The organism is Massilia sp. W12 (genome assembly GCF_037300705.1).
Lineage (GTDB): Bacteria > Pseudomonadota > Gammaproteobacteria > Burkholderiales > Burkholderiaceae_D > JACPVY01.
On sequence record NZ_CP147776.1, the window covers coordinates 3385972 to 3410105 of the forward strand.

The 24134-nt window shown below is 55.8% G+C and carries 23 protein-coding genes; 15 read left to right on the forward strand and 8 right to left on the reverse strand.

Annotated elements, in window-relative coordinates; all coding sequences use genetic code 11:
- The first annotated feature begins 4 nt into the window (after positions 1 to 4).
- The 9 genes from V8J88_RS13525 to V8J88_RS13565 all read left to right on the forward strand — a co-directional run bounded on the left by V8J88_RS13525 (position 5) and on the right by V8J88_RS13565 (position 9419).
- The gene (locus tag V8J88_RS13525) at positions 5 to 640 is read left to right on the forward strand and encodes a TOMM precursor leader peptide-binding protein (protein ID WP_338844659.1); all 636 of its coding nucleotides are present in this window, start codon (positions 5 to 7) and stop codon (positions 638 to 640) included.
- Entirely contained in the window at positions 640 to 2874 is a 2235-nt protein-coding gene (locus V8J88_RS13530) for a hypothetical protein (protein ID WP_338844660.1), read from the forward strand. The genes V8J88_RS13525 and V8J88_RS13530 overlap by 1 nt, the downstream gene beginning before the upstream one ends.
- 5 nt (positions 2875 to 2879) lie before the next feature.
- Positions 2880 to 3863: a hypothetical protein gene (locus tag V8J88_RS13535; protein ID WP_338844661.1), complete on the forward strand. Its 984-nt coding sequence runs from the start codon at positions 2880 to 2882 to the stop codon at positions 3861 to 3863.
- Positions 3860 to 4960, forward strand: coding sequence for an efflux RND transporter periplasmic adaptor subunit (locus V8J88_RS13540; protein WP_338844662.1), 1101 nt, complete (start codon positions 3860 to 3862; stop codon positions 4958 to 4960). The genes V8J88_RS13535 and V8J88_RS13540 overlap by 4 nt, the downstream gene beginning before the upstream one ends.
- Before the next feature lie 17 nt (positions 4961 to 4977).
- The gene (locus tag V8J88_RS13545) at positions 4978 to 5700 is read left to right on the forward strand and encodes an ABC transporter ATP-binding protein (protein WP_338844663.1); all 723 of its coding nucleotides are present in this window, start codon (positions 4978 to 4980) and stop codon (positions 5698 to 5700) included.
- Entirely contained in the window at positions 5681 to 6859 is a 1179-nt protein-coding gene (locus V8J88_RS13550) for an ABC transporter permease (RefSeq protein ID WP_338844664.1), read from the forward strand. Before V8J88_RS13545 ends, V8J88_RS13550 begins: the two co-directional genes overlap by 20 nt.
- Positions 6856 to 8025 (forward strand): ABC transporter permease, encoded by a 1170-nt coding sequence (locus V8J88_RS13555; protein WP_338844665.1) that lies wholly within the window; start codon positions 6856 to 6858, stop codon positions 8023 to 8025. Before V8J88_RS13550 ends, V8J88_RS13555 begins: the two co-directional genes overlap by 4 nt.
- A complete protein-coding gene (locus tag V8J88_RS13560) occupies positions 8022 to 8996 on the forward strand; it encodes a cupin domain-containing protein (protein WP_338844666.1) in 975 nt (324 codons plus the stop codon). Before V8J88_RS13555 ends, V8J88_RS13560 begins: the two co-directional genes overlap by 4 nt.
- Before the next feature lie 207 nt (positions 8997 to 9203).
- Positions 9204 to 9419, forward strand: coding sequence for a hypothetical protein (locus V8J88_RS13565; RefSeq protein WP_338844667.1), 216 nt, complete (start codon positions 9204 to 9206; stop codon positions 9417 to 9419).
- Positions 9420 to 9787: 368 nt separating this feature from the next.
- Here the strand turns inward: V8J88_RS13565 and V8J88_RS13570 are convergent, their stop codons facing one another.
- The 3 genes from V8J88_RS13570 to kbl all read right to left on the reverse strand — a co-directional run bounded on the left by V8J88_RS13570 (position 9788) and on the right by kbl (position 13411).
- Positions 9788 to 11161, reverse strand: coding sequence for an L-serine ammonia-lyase (locus V8J88_RS13570; protein ID WP_338844668.1), 1374 nt, complete (start codon positions 11159 to 11161; stop codon positions 9788 to 9790).
- Positions 11162 to 11241: 80 nt separating this feature from the next.
- On the reverse strand, positions 11242 to 12186 hold the full coding sequence (locus V8J88_RS13575; protein WP_338844669.1) for an NAD-dependent epimerase/dehydratase family protein: 945 nt from the start codon (positions 12184 to 12186) through the stop codon (positions 11242 to 11244).
- Positions 12187 to 12190: 4 nt separating this feature from the next.
- The gene (kbl, locus tag V8J88_RS13580; protein ID WP_338844670.1) at positions 12191 to 13411 is read right to left on the reverse strand and encodes a glycine C-acetyltransferase; all 1221 of its coding nucleotides are present in this window, start codon (positions 13409 to 13411) and stop codon (positions 12191 to 12193) included.
- A 293-nt stretch (positions 13412 to 13704) separates the two neighbouring features.
- Here kbl and V8J88_RS13585 point away from each other — a divergent pair, with 293 nt between their 5' ends.
- Positions 13705 to 14274 carry an XRE family transcriptional regulator gene (locus V8J88_RS13585; RefSeq protein ID WP_338844671.1) on the forward strand — a complete coding sequence of 190 codons (570 nt, stop codon included), beginning with the start codon at positions 13705 to 13707 and terminating at the stop codon, positions 14272 to 14274.
- Between the two features lie 81 nt (positions 14275 to 14355).
- Positions 14356 to 15987, forward strand: coding sequence for an NAD(P)/FAD-dependent oxidoreductase (locus V8J88_RS13590; RefSeq protein WP_338844672.1), 1632 nt, complete (start codon positions 14356 to 14358; stop codon positions 15985 to 15987).
- 20 nt (positions 15988 to 16007) lie between these two features.
- Here V8J88_RS13590 and V8J88_RS13595 read toward each other — a convergent pair whose 3' ends face one another.
- Genes V8J88_RS13595 through V8J88_RS13605 form a run of 3 tightly spaced genes read right to left on the reverse strand, consistent with a single transcriptional unit; the run spans position 16008 to position 17751 of the window.
- Positions 16008 to 16436 carry a response regulator gene (locus V8J88_RS13595; protein WP_338844673.1) on the reverse strand — a complete coding sequence of 143 codons (429 nt, stop codon included), beginning with the start codon at positions 16434 to 16436 and terminating at the stop codon, positions 16008 to 16010.
- A gap of 1 nt (position 16437) precedes the next feature.
- On the reverse strand, positions 16438 to 17235 hold the full coding sequence (locus V8J88_RS13600) for a 5'-3' exonuclease H3TH domain-containing protein (protein ID WP_338844674.1): 798 nt from the start codon (positions 17233 to 17235) through the stop codon (positions 16438 to 16440).
- A 6-nt stretch (positions 17236 to 17241) separates the two neighbouring features.
- On the reverse strand, positions 17242 to 17751 hold the full coding sequence (locus V8J88_RS13605) for a pilin (protein ID WP_338844675.1): 510 nt from the start codon (positions 17749 to 17751) through the stop codon (positions 17242 to 17244).
- A gap of 135 nt (positions 17752 to 17886) precedes the next feature.
- Between V8J88_RS13605 and yidD the strand changes: the two genes are divergently transcribed.
- Both yidD and V8J88_RS13615 read left to right on the forward strand, forming a co-directional pair.
- On the forward strand, positions 17887 to 18348 hold the full coding sequence (gene yidD / locus V8J88_RS13610; protein WP_338844676.1) for a membrane protein insertion efficiency factor YidD: 462 nt from the start codon (positions 17887 to 17889) through the stop codon (positions 18346 to 18348).
- 75 nt (positions 18349 to 18423) lie between these two features.
- Positions 18424 to 19239 carry a hypothetical protein gene (locus tag V8J88_RS13615; RefSeq protein WP_338844677.1) on the forward strand — a complete coding sequence of 272 codons (816 nt, stop codon included), beginning with the start codon at positions 18424 to 18426 and terminating at the stop codon, positions 19237 to 19239.
- Here V8J88_RS13615 and V8J88_RS13620 read toward each other — a convergent pair whose 3' ends face one another.
- Together V8J88_RS13620 and V8J88_RS13625 are read right to left on the reverse strand one after the other, a co-directional pair.
- On the reverse strand, positions 19240 to 21360 hold the full coding sequence (locus V8J88_RS13620; RefSeq protein ID WP_338844678.1) for an acetyl-CoA hydrolase/transferase C-terminal domain-containing protein: 2121 nt from the start codon (positions 21358 to 21360) through the stop codon (positions 19240 to 19242).
- Positions 21357 to 21599 (reverse strand): hypothetical protein, encoded by a 243-nt coding sequence (locus tag V8J88_RS13625; protein WP_338844679.1) that lies wholly within the window; start codon positions 21597 to 21599, stop codon positions 21357 to 21359. The genes V8J88_RS13620 and V8J88_RS13625 overlap by 4 nt, the downstream gene beginning before the upstream one ends.
- On the opposite strand from V8J88_RS13625, the gene V8J88_RS13630 reads away from it, so the two are divergent.
- Positions 21598 to 22578: a GIY-YIG nuclease family protein gene (locus V8J88_RS13630; RefSeq protein WP_338844680.1), complete on the forward strand. Its 981-nt coding sequence runs from the start codon at positions 21598 to 21600 to the stop codon at positions 22576 to 22578. The two genes, V8J88_RS13625 and V8J88_RS13630, sit on opposite strands and share 2 nt — an antisense overlap.
- Complete coding sequence (locus V8J88_RS13635; RefSeq protein WP_338844681.1) at positions 22556 to 24097, forward strand: HAMP domain-containing sensor histidine kinase; 1542 nt, start codon at positions 22556 to 22558, stop codon at positions 24095 to 24097. Before V8J88_RS13630 ends, V8J88_RS13635 begins: the two co-directional genes overlap by 23 nt.
- The last annotated feature ends 37 nt before the right edge of the window (positions 24098 to 24134 follow it).

Genomic DNA, 24134 nt, shown 5'->3' on the forward strand with positions numbered 1-24134 from the left:
TTGGATGAATATTTTTTATAGTGGAATTTTTGGACGGCGTGCCGCAGATATTGCCGCGCTACGCTGTAATGATGCTTGTCTGATAGACATGAACCAAACCGACGCCGCAATAATTGCCAAGCAGTGTAAGGGCGGAAAGGCATTGGTTCTCCTTTCCGATGCCTCCGGTGCGGGATTGGATGCTTTGGCCACCGGATTTCGGGAGGCCGGTGTGGTCTGGACCGCCGTAAACTTGTACCCAGCCATGTTGCGCATTGGCCCGTTGATTAAAGCGGATGGAGTATGTTTTGAGTGTGCCACCCGCCGTTATTTGTCTGCGCCTGGTTCGGACGGTCTTATGCGGTTGGAAGAACTGCTGCGTGGAGCCGCCGCCAAACAAGCCATCACATTCCCTGTGGTGCCTGCCACGGTCGTAGAGATGGCCGTTTCTGAAGCAATGCGCCAGATTAATGATGTGGAGCTTCCTGCTGGTTTTATACTTAAAGTGGATTTTGTTGATATCTCCATGACATCAGCAGTGGCGCGACCGCTGCATGGCTGCACTTGCTGCAACTTAACAAATAGAAACCGAACACCAGGAGAACGCTTCTATGCCGATCTGGAGAGTGACATGCTGGAATTGACCGGAGGCATTGCCTGATGAGCGAAATCACCGAATCTCCATCCGTTTGGATGATGTTGGAAGCTGACGAAGAAGTCGGCCATATGTTACGAGAGAAGCATCGCCTTGCGCACGGCGTACAGGCAATTTCCCACAGGGATGGGGTGGTTCTGCTCGGCGGCCCGGTGCCCGATATGTACAGTGGCTATGGCTTGCGCAAGGTTCTTTCTCAAGTGCTGCCGCTGTTGGACGGTGAACATACGATGCAGGAAATCGATCAATGTTGCCTTGAGATTGAGCCTCGCCAAATCAGGAACATTGTCGGCAATCTGTTTATGAATGGTTTGTTGCGCACTGGCACAGCTTCAAGCCTAGAATCCGACATTGAAAAATACCTTGATCGTATGGTCGGCGTTACCGGGGTGTTTCGCTCCGGCAAGGATGCTGCCGTGGCTTTGCGTAATGCGCGGCTGGGTATATTTGCGCCGCAACAGATTCAGGATTGCTTGTGCGCGCAGTATGCTGAAATGGAAGGTGGCGCTGCAATTAAAATTGGGCATGCGGACGATCTGACTCCGGAGTTGGATCTGCTTCTGGTGGTGGCGATTTCCGGGGATGTGGATCCAGCTGCAGTGTTTGAGCGCGCGAACCGTCTTGGTATTCCATCCTTGAACCTTGAGCTTGGTGGAAAGGACGCTCGTCTTGGGCCGTTAGTCGTGGCGCAAGTGAGCGCAAGCTATGCCTGTTATATGGCGGCCCATGCGCGACTGATTGATACGCCACGTCCATACGATCCGCATACGGCAATGTTCTGGTCTGCAGCTGCGTTGCACATGGCCATGTCGATCCTGACGCGAACCCTCAGACGGCCACCGGTAAATGCATTTGTGGACAATCAATGGCGATCAGGTCGGCAAATTGAGCGGCGCACTTCGATCGCTCGTTTGTATGGATGGATGCCGAATGGCGAACCGGTTCGCTTGCCCCTGGCAAATGGTCAGGCTGGTTATGAAGGCTGGAAACAGTATTGCAGTATTGCATTACAAACGCAGGATTGGAATCCGGCAAATTCCTATCTGATCCATTTCAAACCTGAAAACATACAGTCTATATTCGAGCGGGTTCCGGCAATATTCAGCGGCATCAAGGTTGCTTTGCCTAAACATCGCCCCGGTGAGTTGTCAAGCTCCGCGCCACTATCTTTGTCATCCCTTGCCCTGCTGGCCGTCAATTCGGCCGGATTCCAGTTGCGCGATGGCGTTCCCCATCGACTGGTTCCAACGGGTGGTGGCTTGGGCTCCACTTTACTTATGTTTTTAGTGCGCGATGTTGTCGGCCTGGAACCTGGCTGTTACTGGCTTGATGCCTATTCGGGCGATTTTGAGCGAATGAAAGACATCGACCTGACATCAGTATATGAATGGCTGAACGTCAATCCTGCCGCGCCGGCGGTGATGCTCAGTTTTGCCAATGCCGGAAAAGTTGCGCGTAAGTATGGCCCATTCAGCATTAATATCTCGTGGTACGACTCAGGCGTACTGCTGGCGTTTGCACGTAATGTCGGGGCCGCCTTGGGATTGCGTCTGATTGACCGCGCCCGCCCTCCCGCAGAATTGCTGATGACAAAGTTGGGACTTCCAGCCTCTGCGTTGATACCTACAGGCGTGATCGAGCTTGGGAACAATGAAAATGCTCCCGTGAGCATACCTTCACATGATCTCGAAGAGCTTCTTGCCCGCATATCAAAGCGGCGAGCAACGCGCAGCTGGGCTACCGATGTAACTAAGAAGGACGTCGCACGCTTCTGCTCCCTTGCAGATCAGACGCTCACCCGTCATGGCATAGTGTCTGGATTGGAGCTGGACATTTCTTTGCTATTGCTGCTTAAACTGTCAGACGGAGAGGACGGATTCTACGAATATCGGTTAGGTGGTGGTCTTCGTCTGATCAAAGCGCATGGGCGCCAACATCACGGTGACATCCTGTCCCAGGGACGGCTCACTGAAGCACCGATCATAGTATTGCCTCAGGTCAACTTGCGCACAGTGCTTGAAGTAATTGGCGACGACGGTGTAGAAACAGCCTATCGTGCAGTTGGCACGATTGTTGGGGATCTGTGGCTGAGCGCAGCTTTGATGGAAATGGTTGGCACTGCCTGTGGTGGAGCGTTTGAGGGGCGTATCCGATCTGTCACTGGGAATCATTGGCTGGAAAACTTCGCACCGCTGTCGCTTTGTCTGGGGCCAATCAAAAGCGCGCAGATGGAGGAGTAAGGGAAATGAATGCCCTCACTATACAACTGGATCCCAATGTGGAGGTTCTCAACGACGATCGAGGACGCATCGTCCTTCTCCCTCCTGACCATAGGAGCCCTATCCGCTTACCATCCAGCGATGCTGCACTTGTGTCGCATCTGCGCAGCGGTGTATGTGATTTGCAAGGGAATAGTGAGATTGCATCTTTGTCGGAGGATCAGCGCAGCAGATTTCATAAAATCGCTGTTGCGCTGGATCGGGCTGGTCTTTTAGCTGGCCGCAGGGTTGCGCCTGGATTCCGCACGATTCGCTTTCGAAACTTAACCAGAATCTATGATGCGCTGGCTGCTGCATTAGTGCGGCCCATGCTCAGTTTGTTGTCGGTTCGTACACGTAGCTGGTTTCTGCTTTGTTTTACGATAGCAACGTTGATCGGGCTAGTTGCGGTATGGTGGTCAGTGCAAGGTCGCATGTTCGCTTCAGCGATCACCCCGTATTGGCTACTTGGAATCGCTTGCTTTTTGTTGTTATTTCCGTTCATTCACGAGTTCAGTCACGCTCTGGTGGGAAGACTGTTCGGTTTGAAGGTAACAACAGTTGGCGCGCAACATCACGGCGGGTTCAGTTGGAGCCCTTTCGTCGAGGTTCGTCACGCACTTTTATCTTCAGACCCGAACGTGCGTATTTGGATTCCCTTGGCGGGAGTGGTGTGCAACTTATTTCTCGCACTACTGACAGGTCTGTGGTTGTTATCGGTGGAGCCAAGATCGCTCAGCGCCGGGGTAGCCGGCATGTTAACGCTATTGCTGCACATTCGTGTACTCATTGACGGTGGCCGGGCCTTTAAATCTGATGCCAGCCAAGCGCTGCGCATTGCCAAAGAATTACTGCCACCGAGCGGCCATGTAAGACTCACAAGGGTAATGAGGGGGGGGCATGTGATTTTTTTTGTCTCTTGCATATGCATGGTTGCCTTGTCGTTTAAAGATTTTGGGATTTCTACGTGAGCGTACATTTAGAAGATAAAAACGAGCCCCAGTCAGGCGCTCCGGTTGATTTGCTTGCGCGGCTTGCACACACCGAACGTGCAACTGGGCAAACGAGTCAGCAGGTAGCGCCTGCGAGGCTGAAGTCCTTGGCATTGCTCATTACAATGATTGTAGTTTGCGCGGCATTGATATTGTTTGTAGCGGTTGATTGGAAAAGCAATACCAGTCCGAAAGCAATTGGCAATGAGTCTGTTTCAAGCCGACCGCCAAGCGCGGCAGCGGCGCCCAAGCCTGAAGTTGTCAGTATGGACAAAGGCGCGGAATTGGAAGCATCCGGTTATGTCGTCGCACGTAATAAGTCAACGGTTTCATCAGACATCACAGGCCGTATCAAATCAATCAATGTGGTTGTGGGCCAGACTGTCAAGAAAGGCGATGTAATTGCCCATCTTGATGATCGGGAGGCGCTGCTCAGACTGGCTGCCGCAGAGATAAAAGTTACTCAGACCCGGTTAGCTGCTGAAAACGCTCGAGTACTCATGGCGAACGAGAAAGACAAATTGTCGCAATTAAAAGGTCTGATTGAGCAAAAATTCGTCTCGGAATCGACTTATAAACAAGCTCTTGCGGCTTATGAGAGTGCAACTATCAAGGTTAAGGCTGAGGAGGCAAACAAGGCCGATGCTGAGAACTCCTTGAATGCGGCGCGCATATTTGCCGAACGGCATGTGATTCAAGCACCGTTCTCCGGTATTGTCGCCTCCGTTTCAGCCGGTGCAGGCGAGACTGTTTCACCAACCTCTGGTGGAGGCAACAGTTTCATTCGCAGCGGTATCGTTCAGTTGGTTGATCCTTTCAGCCTTTATGTCGTCGCCGAAGTCCCAGAACGGCAACTTCAGCCAATTCATGTTGGACAGGATGTTGAAATTATCGGCAAGGCCGCTCGCAGCAGTGTGTTTGTGTCGAAGGTATCCTGGGTTTCTCCGATCTCGAATCGGCAACGGGGTGTTGTCGAAGTGGGCATCAATTTTAATGACCCTGCGCGTCAGTTTATTGACGGTATGGAAGTAAATGTGCGGTTTATGAGTAAAGCGACAGGATCGAAACGAGAATAAATGGAGTGAGGAAAGTTATGAGTCAAGAGAATGTTGTCGAAGTCAGAGACCTGCAGAAACAGTATTCGATGTCTTCGGAGCGCTTGGTAATTTTGAACAACGCCAGTTTTACCGCCCGTGCAGGTGAGTTGGTTTTGATTATGGGGCCGTCCGGTTCCGGCAAAACAACGTTTGTTTCGCTGCTCGCAGGTATGGACAGTACATACAAAGGATCTATTCGCATTGATGGCCTGGAATTGGAGAAGCTGTCGGAGCAGGAACGCGTCCGCTTGCGCAGTACGCTGATCGGTTTGGTTTTTCAGGATCACAGGTTATTGCCCCAACTCACTGCCCTTGAAAATGTCGAAGCGCCCATGTATTTGCGTAATTTCAGTGCAAGCGAGCGGCGCAGCCGTGCTGCCGACGCACTGCAATTAGTGTCGCTCTCAGAACGAATGCAGCATCGTCCCGGGCAGTTATCGGGGGGCGAAAAACAGCGAACTGCGATAGCGCGTGCGTTGGTTTGCGGCGCAAAAGTTCTGTTATGCGATGAGCCGACCGGGAGTCTCAATCGTGAGATGAGCATGCAGATATTCAGGCTTCTGAAAGAGTTGTGCAAACGGCTTGGGAAGACCGTTGTAATGACTACTCATGATCCGGCGGCTATCGAATTCGCAGATCAACTTCTGATTCTTGAAGATGGCAAGCTGGTGAAAAGTGTTGACAAGAACGAGGTAACGCATGCTGCAACATCCAGTTAACAAGGTTAGCTATCGCTCACTGCGAGCGGAGTTTTCGACCTATCTGTTCATGGTGTTTGCAGCGCTGATTGTAAGCCTCTTCATGGTGTTGCAGGGCGTCGGAAAAGCGCAGCAAGGTGACGTGTTTTCCAAGGATGACCGTATCCTGGTCGTATCGAACAAGATAGCGCCTCGCTACCCTTTGCCAGTGCGTTACGCCTATGAAATCAATCTGCGCGAGCTTCCCGGTGTGGAACGTGCTGTAGCGGTCAATTTCGTTCCTGCCACCATGAATGGTCCACGTAAGCAGATTGCTGTAATGGCGGCAAATCCAAGTGATATTCTGCGCACAAATACTGACCTTGTCGTTTTAGGTGGCGCCGCACAGCGCTGGATTGATGACACTAACGGGCTATTGGTTGGGCGTGATTTCGCTACACGTGAGGGATTGATGATCGGTGATGTCATATCGATCACATCTCCTTCCTTCCGTGAGGCGGGGGGGGTGGATACAATTAAGCTGAAAATCCAAGGCTTGTATGCTGTTAAGAACGATGCCTATCCTGCAGTGGGTGTGCTATTGCATGACAAACTCATACGCCCCAATGGACAGACTACAACTGCCCAGGGCGCCAGTGCCATACTGGTACTGCTCAAAGACCGGAGCAACGCCATCGAAGTGGCTCAGATCATAGATGACCGATACAAAGCATCACCGATGAGCACACGAACCACGCTACGTGAGCAATTCGTTGATTCTTACAATAGTCAGGGAGCAGGGATCAGGACATTGCTTCGTCTATACGGTTTGGGTGGCATAGCGGCTGGTGGAATGTTATTGCTTGCATTCTGCTATTTCAATGCTTACCGTCTGGAACAGGAATTGAGGAGATTCGAGGAAATGGGGTTTAATCGTTTCGGCGTGATCATGCGCGCAGCAACAGCGATGATGTTCCCGATACTTGCAGGGGCTGCATTTGGGGTTGTGCTGACGCTGCTGGTGTCGGCATTGTTCAAGGTTTCAATCCAGAAAGCTTTTCCATACTTCGCTGCAACATGGGAAACTGGATTGCCGCTACTGCCAGCCGTCGCAGCAATTACTTTTCTCCTGTCCGCTTTTGCCCTTCTGACAGTTGTTAAGTTGCAACGGCGAACAACTCAAGTGGGGGCTGTGCAATGACCGGAACAATAATAGCCGATATGCGGCATGGCTTCGGTTTGCTGGCCAAGCTCCATCTGCGTATGATGCGTGAACGACCGGAAATGGACTTAATGGCAGTATTGCTTCTGACTATTATCTGCTTCCTGGGGGGGATTGGCTTGATGCTGAATCACGCTGTAAGCGAGATTTTTCATCGAAGTGGTGATGCCGCTGTAGTGCTTGTTACTGCGCGCGGCAGCAGTGCCGGTGAGGTGGAAAGTTTTATCTCGACATCAAGTATTGCCAATTTAAGAAATTCCTTGTCGGAAGCCAATTTCAAGAAATTGAAGTTTAATGAGCAATTGGTTGTCTCTTCATCAAAGGAAGAAAGTGGACGGCAGCAATTTCTGTCGGTGAGGGGTGTAGCAACTGCTGATTTCACCAGTAATCGCAAGGTGCGAATCGTCGAGGGAAGGATGTTCGGAGAAAATCGCTACGAGCTGGTGGTAGGTCGCGCAGCATTGCGGGCATTCCCATCATTTAAGGTCGGCAGCAAGATTGAACTTGCAAAGCAGAATTGGTTGGTCGTCGGTATTTTCGAGATGGCGGGAGATGTCCGCGAGAACGAGATTGTGGGCAATTTGGAGCAGGTGCAGTACGCCCATGGTGCACAAAGCATGGTTAGCTCGATTCGCATCGCTGCAGCGAATGCCGACGAAGCGTTGCGTATCTCAAACGCAATCAACGCAGATAACGCGTTGGAGTTTACAGCACGTTCAGAGGCTAGCTATTTTGAGCAGCAAGTGAAGCCAGTTCTGCAGGCGACCACCAGATTGCAGGTTCTGATCATGGGACTGATGATACCCACAGCATTGCTCGGGTTGATATCCATCCTGCGCGTTCAGAATCTGAATATGCTGGATAAACTGAATATGCTCAGTTTTATCGGCTATCAGGGGGCCGACATACGGATATCACTCATCGTCCGTGCGCTAGTGCTTGGTCTCGTGGCAAGCTTGTTAACGTGCCTTATTGTTAGCAACCTCGTGGCTGGCCGTTCAATTGAATTGGAAATGGGATTGCAAGCCATGGACATTCGTTTCCAGGCTGCCCCCTGGATTTATTTGGTGATCGGATCGGTGTCTTGTGTACTTGCCGTCTGTGCCGCAATCATGAACAAAGTTAAGGTTGAGTTAATTCGATGAGCGAGTTGAAAGCCAAAATAGACGCCACCATTCAGGATGTGCATGCCCGTAAACTGGTTGAGCTTCTGCATACAAATTCTTTCTTCCAGGATGTGTGGGAAAGGCGCGAGTTGCATCTCTCATCAGTGTTCGATACGAACGGATTGCAGGAGATCTTTCCATTGAGTAAGTTTGATGAGGTACTCACCAGTGGCGCCTTAGTGTCGCCTCATCTGGATATTGTTCGCGATGGTAAGAAATGCGCAGCCCCGTTCACGGTATCGCCCAGCCCAGCCACTGATGTCGGGCGGGTATTACACGATCTAAAGCAAGGCGCCACGATCCGTGTCGCTCATATCGAACACTATCTTCCCAGCTTGAGCCGGTTTTGCAGAGGGTTGGAACAGGTTCTGCAAATACCTATCCGAGCAAACCTTTATATGACGCCGCCGTTCAGTCAGGGCTTTCAGCCGCATTTCGATCTGGACGATATTTTTGTAGTGCAGGTGCTTGGGCAGAAAGAATGGTTTTGGCATCCAAACTATGCAAATCAGGCTGCTTTGCCTAACACAGATATGCCCTTTGTTTCATCCAAGCACAGTTTGCTTGGAGCGCCCAAACCAATTATGATGAAGGCGGGTGACGTACTTTATCTGCCGCGTGGATTTATGCACGAAGCGCGTACTGACGAGGTGGCGTCCATCCACATCACCTTTGCGCCAATCGGTACCACCCTTGGGAAATTCATTGAACAAATGGTCAGAAAGCTGACGATTAGCGACGTGCGTTTGCGCCGTACTGTCAGCTTTGCCCCCGACCAGGAGAATGATGAGCAAGTGCTTGACCAACTCGCTTCAGAGATTCGATCCTGCCTTGAGGGACTGACTACAAGACAAGCGCTTTCCGAAGCTGCGGAATTCATGCGGCAATCCATGAGCAGGCATCGGAATCCTGATTTGCAGGGCAAATTGCTTGAGGCTTTGAATAACTGATGTGAAGGTGGCTGACTAAATGACATTGGTAGAAAATCTTCAAGTGGATATACTCACAAGGCTGTTAGGAAAACGCTGATTAACTTAACTTGCAAGCAAAAGTTGCATCCTAAGTTATTGATTTTATTAGGGCAGGATAACCTGCTGTTGTATTAAATCAGTATTTCCTTAGAGCGATTTCTCAGTTTATATACAAAGGATACAAAGATGAAGAAACAGATAACATCCGCAGTTCCCGGGCATCATTTGCTTTGGATTATTGGCGGCTTGATGTGTGGTTTAGCAGGCCTTTCTGTGGACTTGATTTTATCGGGGGCAGTTTTTGGCGTCGCTGCCAAATGGGGGGGCTTTGGCGCTTTAATCGGCGCGGGCGTCGGTCTGATGGCGGTCGCAAGTAAAGCTAAGGCAAGGTTAACGGCATAAAAATTGTTGCTGAAAAATCTAAGCTTCGCGCCCAGAAATCCCAAAACGCCACAAAGCCCAACTTTGCTCAAGTAATGATTTTGTTTGTTCCTTTGGGCCTCGTGCTGACGTGGCAGATGCTTAGCAATGTTGAGTGTCTCAGTCAATGTTATTGGACATCATTGCATGACGGACATATCGACCTGCAATTCAAACCAAACTGCCGCTCTGCAAACGCTTGCGAGCAAAATTGGTGAAGGCCAAATTGAAGCAGCAAGCATGTGCTGGCGACGCTTGGGTAAAACGATGGTGTTTTATTGCATTGTTGGCGCCGACTGAAATTGAGCAGATGGACATGCAGCAGGCAGGTCTGAGCCTGCCTGCTGCCCTCAACACGCCGAGAAATTCACCGACACCACATGCACCGCCAAACCGCCCAAAGAGGTTTCTTTGTACTTGGCTTGCATATCGGCGCCGGTTTGGCGCATGGTTTCGATCACTTCGTCCAGAGAAACAAAGTGGGTGCCGTCGCCTTTCATGGCGAGTGAGGCGGCGGTGATGGCTTTCACCGCGCCCATGCCATTGCGCTCAATGCAGGGGATTTGCACCAGGCCGCCAATCGGGTCGCAGGTCATGCCAAGGTGGTGTTCGATGCCGATTTCTGCGGCGTTTTCGATTTGCTCATTGCTGCCGCCCAGCGCCGCCACCAGTCCGGCGGCGGCCATCGCGCAAGCCACGCCGACTTCGCCCTGGCAGCCGATTTCCGCGCCGGAAATCGAGGCGTTTTTCTTGCACAGCATGCCGATTGCGGATGCCGCCAATAAAAAGTCGCGCACCCCTTGTTGCGGTTTGCTCGGTTTGCAGTCTTCGGCGTAATAGCGCAACACCGCCGGAATAATGCCGGCTGCGCCATTGGTGGGCGCAGTCACGACCCGTCCGCCAGCGGCGTTTTCCTCATTCACCGCCATCGCATACAGGCTGACGCGATTCATGGCGTCGTGCGGCAGCATATCGGTCTTGGCTTGTGCGGCGCGCCACAGGGCGGCGGCGCGGCGTTTGACTTGCAAGCCGCCCGGCAGCTCGCCATCCGCGCGCAGCCCGCTGCCTATGCATTCGTACATGACTTGAAAAATGCGGTCCAGCCCGGCGTCCAGCTCGCTTTCCGGCATGCGCGCGCATTCATTGGCGCGCAACATCTGGGCGATGCGCAAGCCGCTGTTGCGCCCGTGCGCCAGCAGCTGCTCCATGGTGTCAAAAGGAAACGGCAGTTGCGCGGTGGGGTGATCAGCTTGCGCTTCCTGCTCGCCTTCAGCGACGATGAAACCGCCGCCGATTGAATAAAAGATTTTGCTTTCGCTTACGCCATTGGTGCGCAGCAAGGTGAACGACATGCCGTTCGGGTGGCCCGGCAGGGTTTCGTCTTTGTGCCAGTGCAGATGGCGTTTTTCTTCAAACGCGATTTCTGTTTTTCCCAGCAGGGACAGGCGGCCGCTTTGGCGCAGCTGCGCCAGTTTGTGCGGCACGCTTGGCGGATCGACCAGTTGCGGGGTTTCGCCCATCAGGCCAAGCAGCACCGCCGTATCGGTGCCGTGGCCAACGCCGGTCAAGGCCAGCGAGCCATACAGGGCGACGTTGACTTCAGTGACATCGCGCAAGTCGCCGGCTTCCAACAAAAACCGGCGCGCCGCCAGCATCGGGCCGACCGTATGCGAGCTTGACGGGCCGATGCCGATTTTGAATAAATCAAACACACTCATATCCATAACACTTCTCCAAAGGGGCTGCCGGCGGGATCGCCGGCAGGAGGCAAGACAGTGACGAGTGTGCGTAAGGGGCCGCCCTGTCAGACGCGGATATTGGCCAGCATATCGTCCACCAATTGCGGCAGCGCGATGCGGGCTTCCCATCCCCAATCTTCCTGGGCTTTGCTGTCATCCAGGCTCTGCGGCCAGGTTTTTGCGATTCCCTGTCTTGCATCCGGTTTGTACTCAATCTGAAAGTCTGGGCGCTTGGCGCGAATGGCTTCGGCCAATTCGCGCGGACAAAAACTCAAACCGTCGATATTGTAAGCGGAACGGATGGCGATCCGCTCTGCCGGCGCATCCATCAATTCCAGCGTGGCGCGAATCGCATCCGGCATGTAAATCATGGGCAGCGTGGTGTCCTCTTCCAGGAAGCAGGAATAGGTTTCGCCGCGCAAGGCTGCATGGAAAATCGCGATGGCGTAATCGGTGGTGCCGCCGCCCGGCGGCGACTTGAAGCTGATGATGCCCGGGTAACGGATCGAACGCACATCCACGCCGTATTTGGTGAAGTAGTATTCACACAAACGTTCGCCGGCCAATTTGGAAATGCCGTAAATCGTGCCCGGGTCCATCACCGTCATTTGCGGTGTGTTGACCGCTGGCGTATTCGGACCAAAGGCGGCAATCGAAGACGGCCAGAACACTTGCAGGGGCTTGCCAGCCTCTTTGCGCTCGCGCGCGATTTCGAGGATATTCAGCAAGCCATCCATGTTCAATGTCCAGGCCTTGAGCGGCATTTGCTCGCCGGTGGCGGACAACAGCGCCGCCAACTGATAGACCTGGCTCACGTCTTCGGCTTCGATCAGAGCCGCCAGCGCTGCACGGTCCAGCACATCGAGCTGGAGGTAACGCTTGGCCTGGTACAAGTTGTGCGGGGACACATCGCTTGCCAGGACATTATCAGCGCCGTGACGCGCCGCCAATGCCTCTACCAGTTCGCTGCCAATCTGGCCGTTTGCGCCAATGATCAGAATTTTCGCCATAGAATTACACCTCCGGTTTTTTGGGAATACCCAGTTCCTGACCGGCTTGCTTAAAGGCGTGCAAGGCGCGGTCGAGTTGTTCAAGTGAGTGGCTGGCCGAAACCTGCACGCGCACGCGCGCCTGTCCCATCGGCACCACCGGATAGCTGAAGCCGGTCAGCAAAATGCCCAGCTCATACATACGTTGCGCATATTTTTGCGCTAATTGTGCGTCATACAGCATGACCGGCACCACCGGGTGCATGCCGGGTTTGATGACAAACCCCAGCTTGCCCAGTTCGCGCCGGAAATACGAAGTGTTGGCGTGCAGACGGTCGCGCAGTTCGGTGGTCTGGCTGAGTTTGTTCAGTACCGCCAGCGAAGCGCCGCAAATCGACGGCGCCAGGGTATTCGAGAACAGATACGGGCGCGAGCGCTGACGCAGCATTTCAATCACTTCTTTTTTGGCGGCGGTGAAGCCGCCCATGGCCCCGCCCAGCGCTTTGCCGAGCGTGCCGGTGATGATGTCGATGCGGCCCATGACATCGTGATGCTCATGGGTGCCGCGTCCGGTGCGGCCCATGAAGCCGGTGGCGTGACATTCGTCTATCATCACCAGGGCCTGGTATTTGTCGGCCAGATCGCAGATCTTGTCCAGCTGCGCCACCGTGCCATCCATCGAGAACACGCCATCGGTGACGATGATTTTGTTGCGTTTGCCGGCGGCGGCTTGCAATTGCACTTCCAGGTCAGCCATATTGTTGTGCTGATAACGGAAACGCTCGGCTTTGCACAGGCGCACGCCATCGATGATGGAGGCATGGTTCAAGGCGTCGGAGATGATGGCGTCGTTTTCATCGAACAGCGGTTCAAACACGCCGCCATTGGCGTCAAACGCGGCGGCGTACAAAATGCAGTCTTCCGTGCCGAGGAATTTGGCCAGCGCCGCTTCGAGTTGTTTGTGAATGGTTTGGGTGCCGCAAATAAAGCGCACCGAAGACAGGCCGTAGCCGTATTGATCCAGCGCTTTGGCGGCGGCTTGCGCGACCCAGGCTTCACCGGCCAGGCCAAGATAATTATTGGCGCACATATTGACCAGTTTGCGGCCATCTTCTGACAGGACTTCAGCGCCCTGGCGGGTCGCCAGCACACGCTCGGGTTTAAACAAACCCTGTTCGCGCAGGCCTTCCAGGCCTTGTTGCAAACCTGCATAGAAGTTTTGTCGCGAATCATTCACTGCATTCATGTTTTCCTCCGGCTGAACTCTCAATTTAAATGGTGAAAAATGCGATTGCCACCGTTTTCCATACTGTTTTTTGGCGGCAAAGTGCGTTAGACCGCAATACTATATGCGAAGCGGGCGTCATTGTCTCTTGACTTTGTATTTCCCGTTTTACCCCTGCGCTTGCAAGGCTGTCTGCCGCACTGCACAATTCCACCAATTTTGCGCATTTTCATTATTTTGCACGCAAGTTCAATATAATGAATTCTATATGCTTCTGTTAAACTATGCAAGCACCATCAAACACGGGGATGAAGATGAAAAGCAATGAGAATGCGCCGCCGGAAGTCGGTTTGGCGCTGCAAAGGCTGCGTCAGGCGCGCGGTTTGACGCTGGAAGATTTATCGCGCATTGCCGGGGTTTCCAAGTCCATGCTGTCGCAAATCGAGCGGGAAAAAGCCAATCCGACGATTGCCATCACCTGGCGCCTGGCGAATGCGCTGGGGGTGGGGATTGGCGAGTTGTTGAGCGCGCCCAGCACGCCGGAAGAACATATCCGTCTGCTTGAAGCGCATGAAACCCCTACCCTGCCCGGCAGCCATGCCGGCTACAATCTGCGCATTTTGGGGCCGATGGAGTTGGCGGGCCGCTTTGAGTGGTATGAGTTGCAATTGGCGCCAAAAGGGGAATTGCTGTCTTCCGCGCACGATCCCGGCACGCAGGAACACCTGACGGTGTTGAGCGGCAGTCTGGAAGTGGAAGCCGGCGGCAGCAGCAAAAAATTGAAAACCGGGGCCAGCGCGCGTTACAGCGCAGACGTGGCGCATGCGATCCGCAATCCCGGCAAGACCGAGGCGCGCGCCCTGTTGGTGGTGGTGCACCGATAGACAGGGTTGGTGAATTGCCGGCTTTTTCCAAATCCGGCAGGCTGCTACAATATCGGGTTTGCCTTTTCATAAAGAGCTGCCATGTTACGCATCACAGAATTAAAACTGCCACTGGACCACGCGCCGCAAGAGTTGGAATTGGCCGTCGCCGCGCGCTTACAAGTGGCCGCCCACGCCATTCGCCGCATTGATGTCTTCAGGCGCGGCTATGATGCGCGCAAGCGCAGTCAGATTTTTTTAATCTACACCCTGGATCTGGAAGTCGATGATGAAGCCGCCGTGCTGGCGCGCTTTGCCAATGATCCGCATATTATTCCCAGCCCGGATGTGGGCTACCATTTTGTTTCGGACGCCAGCAAGATGGCGCCAGGCTGGCAACGTCCGCTGGTGATCGGCATGGGGCCGTGCGGGCTGTTTGCCGCGCTGGTGTTAGCGCAGATGGGCTTGCGCCCTATCGTGTTTGAGCGCGGCAAGCAAGTGCGTGAGCGCACCCAGGATACCTGGGGCTTGTGGCGCAAGCGCAAACTGGATCCGACTTCCAATGTGCAATTCGGCGAAGGCGGGGCCGGCACGTTTTCGGATGGCAAGTTGTACAGCCAGATCAAAGATCCCAAGCATTACGGACGCAAGGTTTTGACTGAATTCGTCAAGGCCGGCGCGCCGGAAGAGATTTTATATGTCAGCAAGCCGCATATCGGCACCTTCCGTCTGGTTAAGATGGTGCAGGAAATGCGCGCCGAAATCTTGCGTCTGGGCGGCGAGATCCGTTTTGAAACCCAGGTCACACGATTGCTGCTGGAAGACGCCGGCGATGGCCGTCAGCAATTATGCGGGGTGGAATTAAACACTGGCGAGCAAATCGCCAGCCGCCATCTGGTGTTGGCCCCGGGCCACAGCGCGCGCGATACTTTCCAGATGCTGTATGAACAAGGCGTGTATATGGAGGCCAAGCCGTTTTCGGTCGGTTTTCGTATTGAGCATCCGCAATCCCTGATCGACCGCGCGCGTTTTGGCAAATTCGCCGGCCATCCGATTCTGGGCGCAGCTGACTATAAACTGGTGCATCACTGTAAAAACGGGCGTTCGGTGTACAGCTTTTGCATGTGCCCGGGCGGTACAGTGGTGGCCGCCACCTCGGAAGAAGGACGGGTGGTGACGAATGGCATGAGCCAATATTCGCGCAATGAGCGCAACGCGAATGCCGCGATTGTGGTCGGCATCACGCCGGAAGAAGATTATCCGGGCCATGTGCTGGCCGGAATTGATTTGCAGCGTGAATTGGAGTCGCGCGCCTTTGTGCTGGGCGGCGGCAATTATGATGCGCCGGGTCAGCTGGCAGGCGATTTTGTCGCTGGCCGCGCCTCGACCGAATTCGGGGCCGTGCAACCGTCTTACAAGCCGGGCGTGAAATTGGTGGATTTAAGCAGTGTCTTGCCGGCCTATGCAATTGAGGCGATCCGCGAAGCGCTGCCCGCGTTTGAAAAACAGGTGCCGGGCTATTTTATGCATGACGCCGTGCTGACCGGAGTCGAAACGCGCACCTCGTCGCCGGTGCGCATCAAGCGCGATGACCACAGCTTGCAAAGTTTGAATACGCGCGGCCTGTTTCCTGCCGGGGAAGGCGCTGGCTACGCCGGCGGCATTTTATCCGCCGGGGTGGATGGCATCAGAGTGGCGGAGGCGCTCGCGCTGGCGATGCAGGCGCAGCGATAAGCCCTGGCGCAGACCGGCGCTTAACCGGTCTGCCCTTCTTCCTGCACCGTCTTGGCGGCGGCTGCGGCCTGCTGTTTTTTAATGAACGCCAGCACCGCATTCTTGATCGTGGCCGCCACTTTGACTGAATTGAAGGGCTTGATAATCACCGCCTGCACGCCGCGCTGCAGCGCGTCTTGCAAGGTGTCGCGCTTTAATTCATTGGACATCATGAACACCAGCGTCTTTGGCAAGGCACGCCGGACTTCCGCCATGAAATCCATGCCCTCTTCATACACCACGGACATATCCACGCAAATAATTTGCGGCTTGTGCTTTTGCGCCAGCGCCAGCGCCTGGCGCCCCTGACTGGCGTGCGCCACCACTTCATAACTTTCATTGAGCAAAATCGCGTTGAGCAAATCGCGCGAAATTGCGCTGGGGTCAATGATCATCGCTTTCAAACCCATATCACTCTCCATAGCCGGGGACGGTTGCGCCGTGCGCGAACTGCGCCAGTCGCAACTGGTTCCAGGTCAAGCCCAGCACCAGATCCGTTTTGAGTTGCATCAATCGGCATGATAATTCCAATTCGGCGCGCGCGCGGCGCAATGCCTGTCCGGTGGCGTCAGGCAAAATGCCGGCCCCGTTCAACACGCCGTCGATATCGCCATATGCTTGCAATAAGCGGGCGGCGGTTTTCGCGCCGATTTTCGGCACGCCCGGCACCCCTTCGCCGCTGTCGCCGACCAAGGCCAGCCAGGCTGGAACCTGCTCCGGACGCACACCCCATTTTTGTTCGACCCAGGCGGCGTCGCGCATCTGCTGGCCGAAATGATCCCATACCAGGGCGCCGCTGGCAATCAAGCTGTGCAAGATGCGCTGATTGGTGGCCAGCACGGCTTCGCCGCGCGCGCTGCCCAGCCAGCGCGTGACCACGGTGGCGGCCAGATCCATCACTTCAGCGTCGTCCTGGCGGCAATACATCAAGCCTTCATCCTGCAACATCAAGAGTAATTCCGGCAGCGCGCTGTGCATCTCAGGGGCCAGGGTGTGGCGGCCATACGCAGGATGGATTTGCGCGCGCCAGCCGCCCGCCGCGCCGTCAAACAGCACCAGGGCATGACTGGGGTTGTGCGCGTGCAGGATTTTGCGAAAGGATTGCAGGCAGTGGCGCAGCACAGTATGGCTGCGCCCCGGCCCGTCTTCGGAGGAGGCTTCCCATACCCGGCGCACAATCGCCGGGCCATCAATGACCAACAACTTCATGCGTATTTACGTCCCTTTTGACTTGGGTTGGCAAATCAAAGGTAAAAATCCCGCTTCCACATTGGTGTTGTCCGTGCCGTGCACCGTCATATTCGCCGGCGCTTCGGCTTTGCCGCAAACCCAGGTGACAGGCACTTGCGGCGTATCCGGCACCACCGCCGCGCGCAATGTGAGTTTTTTGCCCTTGATCGCGCCGCCGGCGCGATTGCCAAAGGTGATCGTCACCGCGCCATTCGAGACCTCGACCGCGCTGACAAAATTATTCACGATTTTATCTGCTGCCGGCGCGCCGGCGCTTTCGTTATCTGACGGCAGCTGCCCCTTGGTGGCCCAATGCACCGCGACCCGCTGTTTGGCCACTTCGGATAGCACCATGGCCTCATCCACTTGCTGACGAAGAATGCGTGCATGGTATGATGGCAAAGCCATTGCCCCCAGGATGGCAATCACGGCAATCACCGCCATCAGTTCGATCAGGGTAAACCCGGCTCTGCTGTTATTGAATGAAGTAGGCATATTCTCCGCCGATTCCGGTTGAACTTTCAGCTAGGATAGACGAAAGCGGCGCATATGGTAAATGATTTCAAGTGTTTGCTCCCGTCTGCGTCCCTGTTTTCGGATCAGCCGGACGGGACGATAAATGGAAGAAATATGAAACGGCTCTTATTGATGGCAATCAAGCTGTACCAGGCATATATTTCGCCGCGCAAAGGCTTCCGTTGCGCCTGTCACGCCTGGCAGGCGCAGCGCCCGAGCTGCTCCAACTTTGGCTACCGCGTGATTGCGCGCTATGGCGCTTTGCGCGGTCTGGCCTTGCTGCGCCTGCGCCTGCAGGACTGCAGCCGGATTTACCGCACGCATTTCCTGCCTGCGGCGCCGCGCCCGCGCTTGCATCCGCAAGCCGGTCTGGTGGATTGTGATTGCGGCGGCGCGGATTGCACGCCCGGCGACAAATCTTCCTGCGCCTGCGATTGCTTGAGCAGCGTGGGGGACTGTTTCGATTTCCGGCGCGACAAAAAACGGCAAAAGCACGGCACGATAGACTTCACCCCGCCCCCGGTGGACAAGCGCAAGCGCAAAGCGGCAGGCAAAGCAGAGCCGGGCAAGGAATAAAGTCCAGGCAATAAAGTTTCAAGTTTTGCCAGAATGCGCCGTAATCAGGGCAAACAGCCCTTTGTGGAGCGCATCATGTCAGTTTCCGCCTTAGCCAATCTGCCTGCCGCCATCCCCGGCGCATATGCAGGCGCACTGCCCGCCGCACGCAACGCGGCGCCCCCGGCGCCGGCGGGCAATGCCGACAGCGCATCTGCCGGCGGCGTGCGGATTTCTCCGCAAGCCTTGCAAAAACTCAAAGATGACGCCAATGGCGCGCTGGATCAATCCGGCGCCATGCTGCAAGACTTGACGCGGCAAGCTTTAAGCAGTCTTGGCATCGCCTCCAAAGCCGAGGCCATGGGCGCCAGAATTGAATTCGATTCCCTCAAATTCCAGAGTAAAACCACCAGCAGTGCGAGCTTTGCCCGCTTTGGCGCAGCGCCTGAGGCGCCACCGCCGCCGCCCAACCGCTTTGCGCGCACCCCGCCGCAAAACGGAATCGCCGCTTTTTCTGTGCAGCAATCGCAGGAAACCCAGATCAGCGGGGCTGGCCGCATCATCCTGGCGGACGGGCGCGAATTCGCTTTTGAATCGACGCTGGAAGTCTCCAGCAGCTTCGCCGCCAGCGGCGTGCTGGCGCAAGAGCAGGCTGAGGGGCTGGCGTTTGACGCCGAGTCGCCGCTGTTTAAAGTGCTGCACGATATGCTGGACAAACTCGCACAAGGCCAGCCCGGCGCCAAAGCGGCGGATGCGCCGCGCGGGGTGGCGGTGGGCGAGCCTGACCCGGGCCGGCGCAATCCGCCGCTGTTTGATTTCCAGCCCGGCTTGCAACAGCTGCAGCAAGGCGCGCAGCGTCTGGCGCAATTACTGGAAGATTTCCAGGCGCCGACGCTGCAAGCCCAGGCTTGATCAACTCAAATTGCCGACAAACAGGCGGCGCAATAAGCGCTGCTTGAGGCTGTCCATTTCCTCCATTTGCATACGCTCCAGATAGCGTTCGACATGCTCATGCTCTTCCACAAAGCTGGCCACAAAGGTATGCAGCAAGTCGAGCGGATGGCCGACCGAGGCTTTGAGTTTTTTCAGCGCTTTGACGATTTGAATTTCATCTTCGCTGAAATCTGTGCCAAAGGGGAAGTCCGGCAATAGCGCGCGATGGCGGCTTAAGCGCGCGGCCAAATCCTGCGGGGTATTGCGGCGCCAGGCGGCTGGCGGCTGGAAATCGTGCGCCAGCTTGCCATGGCGCTTGGCGGCGTCCAGCAATTCATCCTGAAACCTGGCGTCGCTCACGGCCAGCAAGGCGCGCACGCATTCGCCATCGGTCTTGCTGCGCAAATCGGCAATCCCGTATTCCGTGATGACAATATCGCGCAAATGGCGCGGAATCGAGGTCTGCCCGACTGACCAGACGATGTTTGACCACACCTGATCGGCGCGTGCATGGGTGGCGCGCAACATCAAGATCGAGCGCGCATCGGGTAAGGCATCGGCCATCGCGACAAAATTGTATTGCCCGCCCACGCCGGACACCACACGCCCGGAATCGAGCGAATCCGAGGCCGCCGCGCCCAGCAGCGACACCATCATGGTGGTGTTGATAAAGCGCGCTTTGCAGCGTTGCATGCGCGCCAAGCTTTCATGCCCGCTCAGGCTGTTGATAAAACTGATGCGGCGCATGCTGACTTTGGCCTTGAGTTCGGGCGGCAGCAAATGCAAGCTGCTGTAAAAGTCGCGCGGGCCGATGAAAAAGCCGCCATGCATAAAAACCCCGCCCTGCAAGCGCTCGCCTTGCCAGGCTTGCAGCGCCTGCCAGTCTGGCGCGTCTGCGCTGCCAAGCGCCTGGCCGCCGGCCGACAATTGCCCGTCTTGCAAACGCACTTGCGGGGCCAGAATGCCCCAGCGTTGCAACCAATCCAGCGTGGCTTGATCCAGCCCCTGGCCCAGCACGCCCGCATGGCGCAGGCGTTGCAGACTATCCGCCGCCAGCTCGACTTGCAGCACGCCTTGTTGCAGCAGGCTGTGCAAACGCTCATCCGCAAACACTTCGCGCTTGATCACGCCATGCCGGATCAGATGCATAAAGCCATTCACAAACATTTCCGAACAGCCGTACAAGCCTTGCGTAAATTCGCCCTGCTCCGGCCCGGCGGCGCCCAAGTCCTGCATCAGGGTGCGGTATGCTGAATTGTTATGCTGGCGCATGATCAGGCTGTGCGCAATCGCGTCGCCCAGCGAGCCGATGCCGATCTGCAGCGTCCCGCCATCCGCCACCAGGCTGCTGGCGTATAAGCCGATGGCGTAGTCCTGCAGGCTGACTTTCATATTCGGCGGCGCAAATAAATCATGAGTGCTGGCGGCATCTTCCAAAATATAGTCAAAGCATGCTGGCGCGACTTGCGCCTCGCCGGTCATGAATGGCAGTTTGCGGTTGATTGCGGCCACCGTCAGCACACGCCGCCCCTGCGCGGCTAACTGCGGCAGGCGCGCCAAAATATCCAGCGTGGTGTCGGGATTGCTGGAGAGCGACAATTCCATATCCGCGCCCTCGCCTTGCGCGCCGACCGCCTGCGCCAGCACATTCACGCCCAGGGCCAGCATATCGCGCGCGGCATTGGTGTAGTTGCTGCAAATGAAATCTTGCTGCGCCACATCGTTTTCCAGGTAATCGCCGGTTTTCAGGAAAAATTCAATCACCCGCACATTCTGCGGCAGCGCGCCGGCGCGGCGCGCCTTGACATATTCCAGATCGGGATAGTCGCCAAACACGCGCTCGACAAAGGGATCAATAAAACGCCGCTCCAGCTCGCTGGCTCCATGCGGTTTTTCCAGCGACAATGCAGTCAGGATGGTCAAGGACAGTGCGGAATCAGCGGCCACCCGCCGGTACAGCGCATTCACCAGAGGATTGGGTTTGCCGATGCCCAGCGGAATGCCCAATACGATATGCGGGCCGGCTTCTTGCAACAGCTTTTCCACCAGCGCCTGGCAGTCCTGGAAGGTGTTGCCGGGGCGTGCTGTGATATGACTCATCTTTTTCCTCTTTGATTTTGCATGACGCGCTGTGCGCCGCTCAGCCGGCAGACAGCCTGAATGGCAAGAATTTGCACAATCAGACATCCGGCCCTTATTTTCTTCGGTAAAATCAAACATGCTTTCGCCTGTTTCCGGACAATTCTAGCAAGCAAGTGCGGGCGCATAAGGCAGAATAGATAGAAAGGCGGATAGGGATAAGCCGTGAGAATGAGGACCATTTCCAGAAGCACTTTCATGCTCGATGTCCTGGCGTCAGAGGAATTGCCGGCGCCGGCAAGCACTGACAAACTGCCGCCCGCCCCTGCGCTGCAGGCCTGCGCACGCGCAGCGCCGGCGCAAACCGGGGTCTATCTGTTCCGCGACGCGGCGGCGCGCCCGCTTTACATCGGCAAAAGCGTGAATCTGCGCAGCCGCATCCAAGCCCATTTACGCAATCCTGACGAAGCGCGCATGCTGCATGCAGCGCAGGATGTGGTGTGGCAATTGTGCGCTGGCGAAACCGCCGCCCTGTTGCTGGAGGCGGATTTGATCAAGCGCTGGCAACCTGAACACAATATTTTGCTGCGCAGCGCGCGCAGTTTATGCAGCCTGCAACTGGATCAGGATGGCGCCAGACTGGTCAGCGCACGCGAATATGATTTCGCCAGCAGCCCGGATTTGTACGGTTTGTTTTCCGGCAAAACCCGCGCCTTCGCCGCGCTGCGCGAATTGCTGGAAGCGCATGCTTTATGCCCGCAGTTGTGCGGGCTGGAGCCAAGAATTCATGGCCGGCCCTGTTTTTCGCATCAGATCGGGCGCTGTCGCGGGGCCTGCGCCGGAGTTGAGAGCAGCGCTGAACATCAGGCCAGGCTGCGCGCCGCGCTGCACGATATGCGCCTGCTGGTGTGGCCGTTTGAGGGGCCGATTTTGATCAGCGAAGGCGATGCCGCCTGGCGTCAGCATCAAGTGGTGGATAAATGGTGCTGGCTGGGCTGGATTGATGAGGGCGCACGCCCGGCGCCGCCGCTGGCGCAATGCCTGGAACACAAAAAAAGCCGGCGGGCGGGTTTTGACGCCGATATTTACCGGATTCTGCTCAAGCCCCTGCTAAGCGGAAAGCTGGATATCCGCGCCGCGCCGCCAGACTGGCGCACACAGTTGGCGCACCCTGCGCCGGCTGCCGCCGCGCCCCGTCCGCGCAAGGAGAAAGCGCATGAAGCCAGCCGGGCAGGATAAACCAGTCAAGCCGGCTTTCCTGCCGCTCAGCGTCAAGCTGGTGGCTTGGGTGTTTATTTTCTCCTCGCTGTTTACGGTGCTCATGACCTTGATCTTGATCGGCATGCGCTACACCGAAGAACGCGACCATGCGCGCGCGCAACTCGAATTCGCAATCAACAGCTACAGCAAAAGCCTGGCCAACAGCTTGTGGGAAATGGATATGGTCAGCACAGAGCTGCAAATCGAGGCGCTGTCGCGCTTTCCGCTGGTCGGCCACCTGGTCTTGACCACCGGGGTCGGGCCGCAGTTTCATTACCGCGACGGCAAACCCGATCCTTCGCCACCGCCGGACGCGGATAAAGGCGGGCAGTTTTTCCGTGAAAACCTGGCCAGCCCGGCTGACTCTTCGCGCGTGGTGGGGCAGCTATGGCTGTTTGTCGATGAGCAGGCGCTGCTCAAACGTATGGGGGCGGACGCCTTGCGCATCCTGGTGCTGGAGGCAATCAAGGGCGCGCTGCTGGGGCTGCTGGTGATCTGGCTGGTGTCGCGCCTGATCACGCGCCACCTTGAACAAATGGCGCATGACACCGCCGCGCTGCATCCGGATACCCTGGGGCAACCGATCCAGATCACCCGCCGCCATCATGCGCGCCGCGATGAACTGGACATGTTGTGCGATGCGTTTAATAAATTGCACCATGATCTGGTGCATTACCATCGCCGCCGCCAACTCGAAGCGCGCATGCGCGGTCAGGAAAAGCTGGCCGCCTTGAGCGCGCTGGTGGCGGGGGTGGCGCATGAAATGAACACCCCGCTTGGCAACAGCCTGATCATGGCCAGCGCCCTGCATGACAAAACCCGTGAATTATTGGACAAGGTGGAGCAAAAGAAACTGCGCCAAAGCGAATTGCAGCATTATTTGCACGAAGCGCGCGACGGCGCCGATTTACTCTTGGGCAGCCTGTCAAAAGCCGCCGACATGGTGCAAAGCTTCAAACAAGTGGCGATAGACCGCAGCACTGCTTATTGCGAAAATTTTGAGCTGGCGCAAGTCTGCCGCGAACTGGCCGCCACCATGGCCGCGCAGATCCGGCAGAACAAGCATCAAATCATTCTCGATGTGCCAGCCGGCATTATGCTCAACAGCTACCCCCTGCCCTTGTCCCAGGTTCTGGCAGCCCTGATTGAAAACGCCCTGGTGCATGCTTATGCGCCCGGCGTGTGCGGCGTGATGCAGATCCAGGCCAGCGCGCGTCCGGATGGCGTGACGATTATTTTTGCTGACGATGGCAAGGGAATCGCCCCTGAACACATTGAACGCGTGTTTGATCCCTTCTTCACCACCCGCATGGGGCAAGGCCGGAATGGATTAGGCTTGCATATTTGTTATAATATTGTCACTTCGTTATTACGCGGACAAATCCGGGTTGAGAGCAGCCCCGGTCAAGGCGCACGTTTCATTCTCGATCTGCCGCTTGACTGGCGCCAGACTGGCGAACAAGATACGGCTGAAGCCCCCAATACCGAACTTCCATGAAGTTTTTCATAATAAAACAAAAGAAAATCATTCCTCA

Bases quoted from the DNA above. Each gene is read 5' to 3' on its own strand.
- V8J88_RS13525 (WP_338844659.1), top strand. From the start codon at position 5: ATGAATATTTTTTATAGTGGAATTTTTGGACGGCGTGCCGCAGATATT.
- V8J88_RS13530 (WP_338844660.1), top strand. From the start codon at position 640: ATGAGCGAAATCACCGAATCTCCATCCGTTTGGATGATGTTGGAAGCT.
- V8J88_RS13535 (WP_338844661.1), top strand. From the start codon at position 2,880: ATGAATGCCCTCACTATACAACTGGATCCCAATGTGGAGGTTCTCAAC.
- V8J88_RS13545 (WP_338844663.1), top strand. From the start codon at position 4,978: ATGAGTCAAGAGAATGTTGTCGAAGTCAGAGACCTGCAGAAACAGTAT.
- V8J88_RS13550 (WP_338844664.1), top strand. From the start codon at position 5,681: ATGCTGCAACATCCAGTTAACAAGGTTAGCTATCGCTCACTGCGAGCG.
- V8J88_RS13555 (WP_338844665.1), top strand. From the start codon at position 6,856: ATGACCGGAACAATAATAGCCGATATGCGGCATGGCTTCGGTTTGCTG.
- V8J88_RS13560 (WP_338844666.1), top strand. From the start codon at position 8,022: ATGAGCGAGTTGAAAGCCAAAATAGACGCCACCATTCAGGATGTGCAT.
- V8J88_RS13565 (WP_338844667.1), top strand. From the start codon at position 9,204: ATGAAGAAACAGATAACATCCGCAGTTCCCGGGCATCATTTGCTTTGG.
- V8J88_RS13570 (WP_338844668.1), bottom strand. From the start codon at position 11,161: ATGGATATGAGTGTGTTTGATTTATTCAAAATCGGCATCGGCCCGTCA.
- V8J88_RS13575 (WP_338844669.1), bottom strand. From the start codon at position 12,186: ATGGCGAAAATTCTGATCATTGGCGCAAACGGCCAGATTGGCAGCGAA.
- kbl (WP_338844670.1), bottom strand. From the start codon at position 13,411: ATGAATGCAGTGAATGATTCGCGACAAAACTTCTATGCAGGTTTGCAA.
- V8J88_RS13585 (WP_338844671.1), top strand. From the start codon at position 13,705: ATGAAAAGCAATGAGAATGCGCCGCCGGAAGTCGGTTTGGCGCTGCAA.
- V8J88_RS13590 (WP_338844672.1), top strand. From the start codon at position 14,356: ATGTTACGCATCACAGAATTAAAACTGCCACTGGACCACGCGCCGCAA.
- V8J88_RS13595 (WP_338844673.1), bottom strand. From the start codon at position 16,436: ATGGGTTTGAAAGCGATGATCATTGACCCCAGCGCAATTTCGCGCGAT.
- V8J88_RS13600 (WP_338844674.1), bottom strand. From the start codon at position 17,235: ATGAAGTTGTTGGTCATTGATGGCCCGGCGATTGTGCGCCGGGTATGG.
- V8J88_RS13605 (WP_338844675.1), bottom strand. From the start codon at position 17,751: ATGCCTACTTCATTCAATAACAGCAGAGCCGGGTTTACCCTGATCGAA.
- yidD (WP_338844676.1), top strand. From the start codon at position 17,887: ATGAAACGGCTCTTATTGATGGCAATCAAGCTGTACCAGGCATATATT.
- V8J88_RS13615 (WP_338844677.1), top strand. From the start codon at position 18,424: ATGTCAGTTTCCGCCTTAGCCAATCTGCCTGCCGCCATCCCCGGCGCA.
- V8J88_RS13620 (WP_338844678.1), bottom strand. From the start codon at position 21,360: ATGAGTCATATCACAGCACGCCCCGGCAACACCTTCCAGGACTGCCAG.
- V8J88_RS13630 (WP_338844680.1), top strand. From the start codon at position 21,598: ATGCTCGATGTCCTGGCGTCAGAGGAATTGCCGGCGCCGGCAAGCACT.
- V8J88_RS13625 (WP_338844679.1), bottom strand. From the start codon at position 21,599: ATGAAAGTGCTTCTGGAAATGGTCCTCATTCTCACGGCTTATCCCTAT.
- V8J88_RS13635 (WP_338844681.1), top strand. From the start codon at position 22,556: ATGAAGCCAGCCGGGCAGGATAAACCAGTCAAGCCGGCTTTCCTGCCG.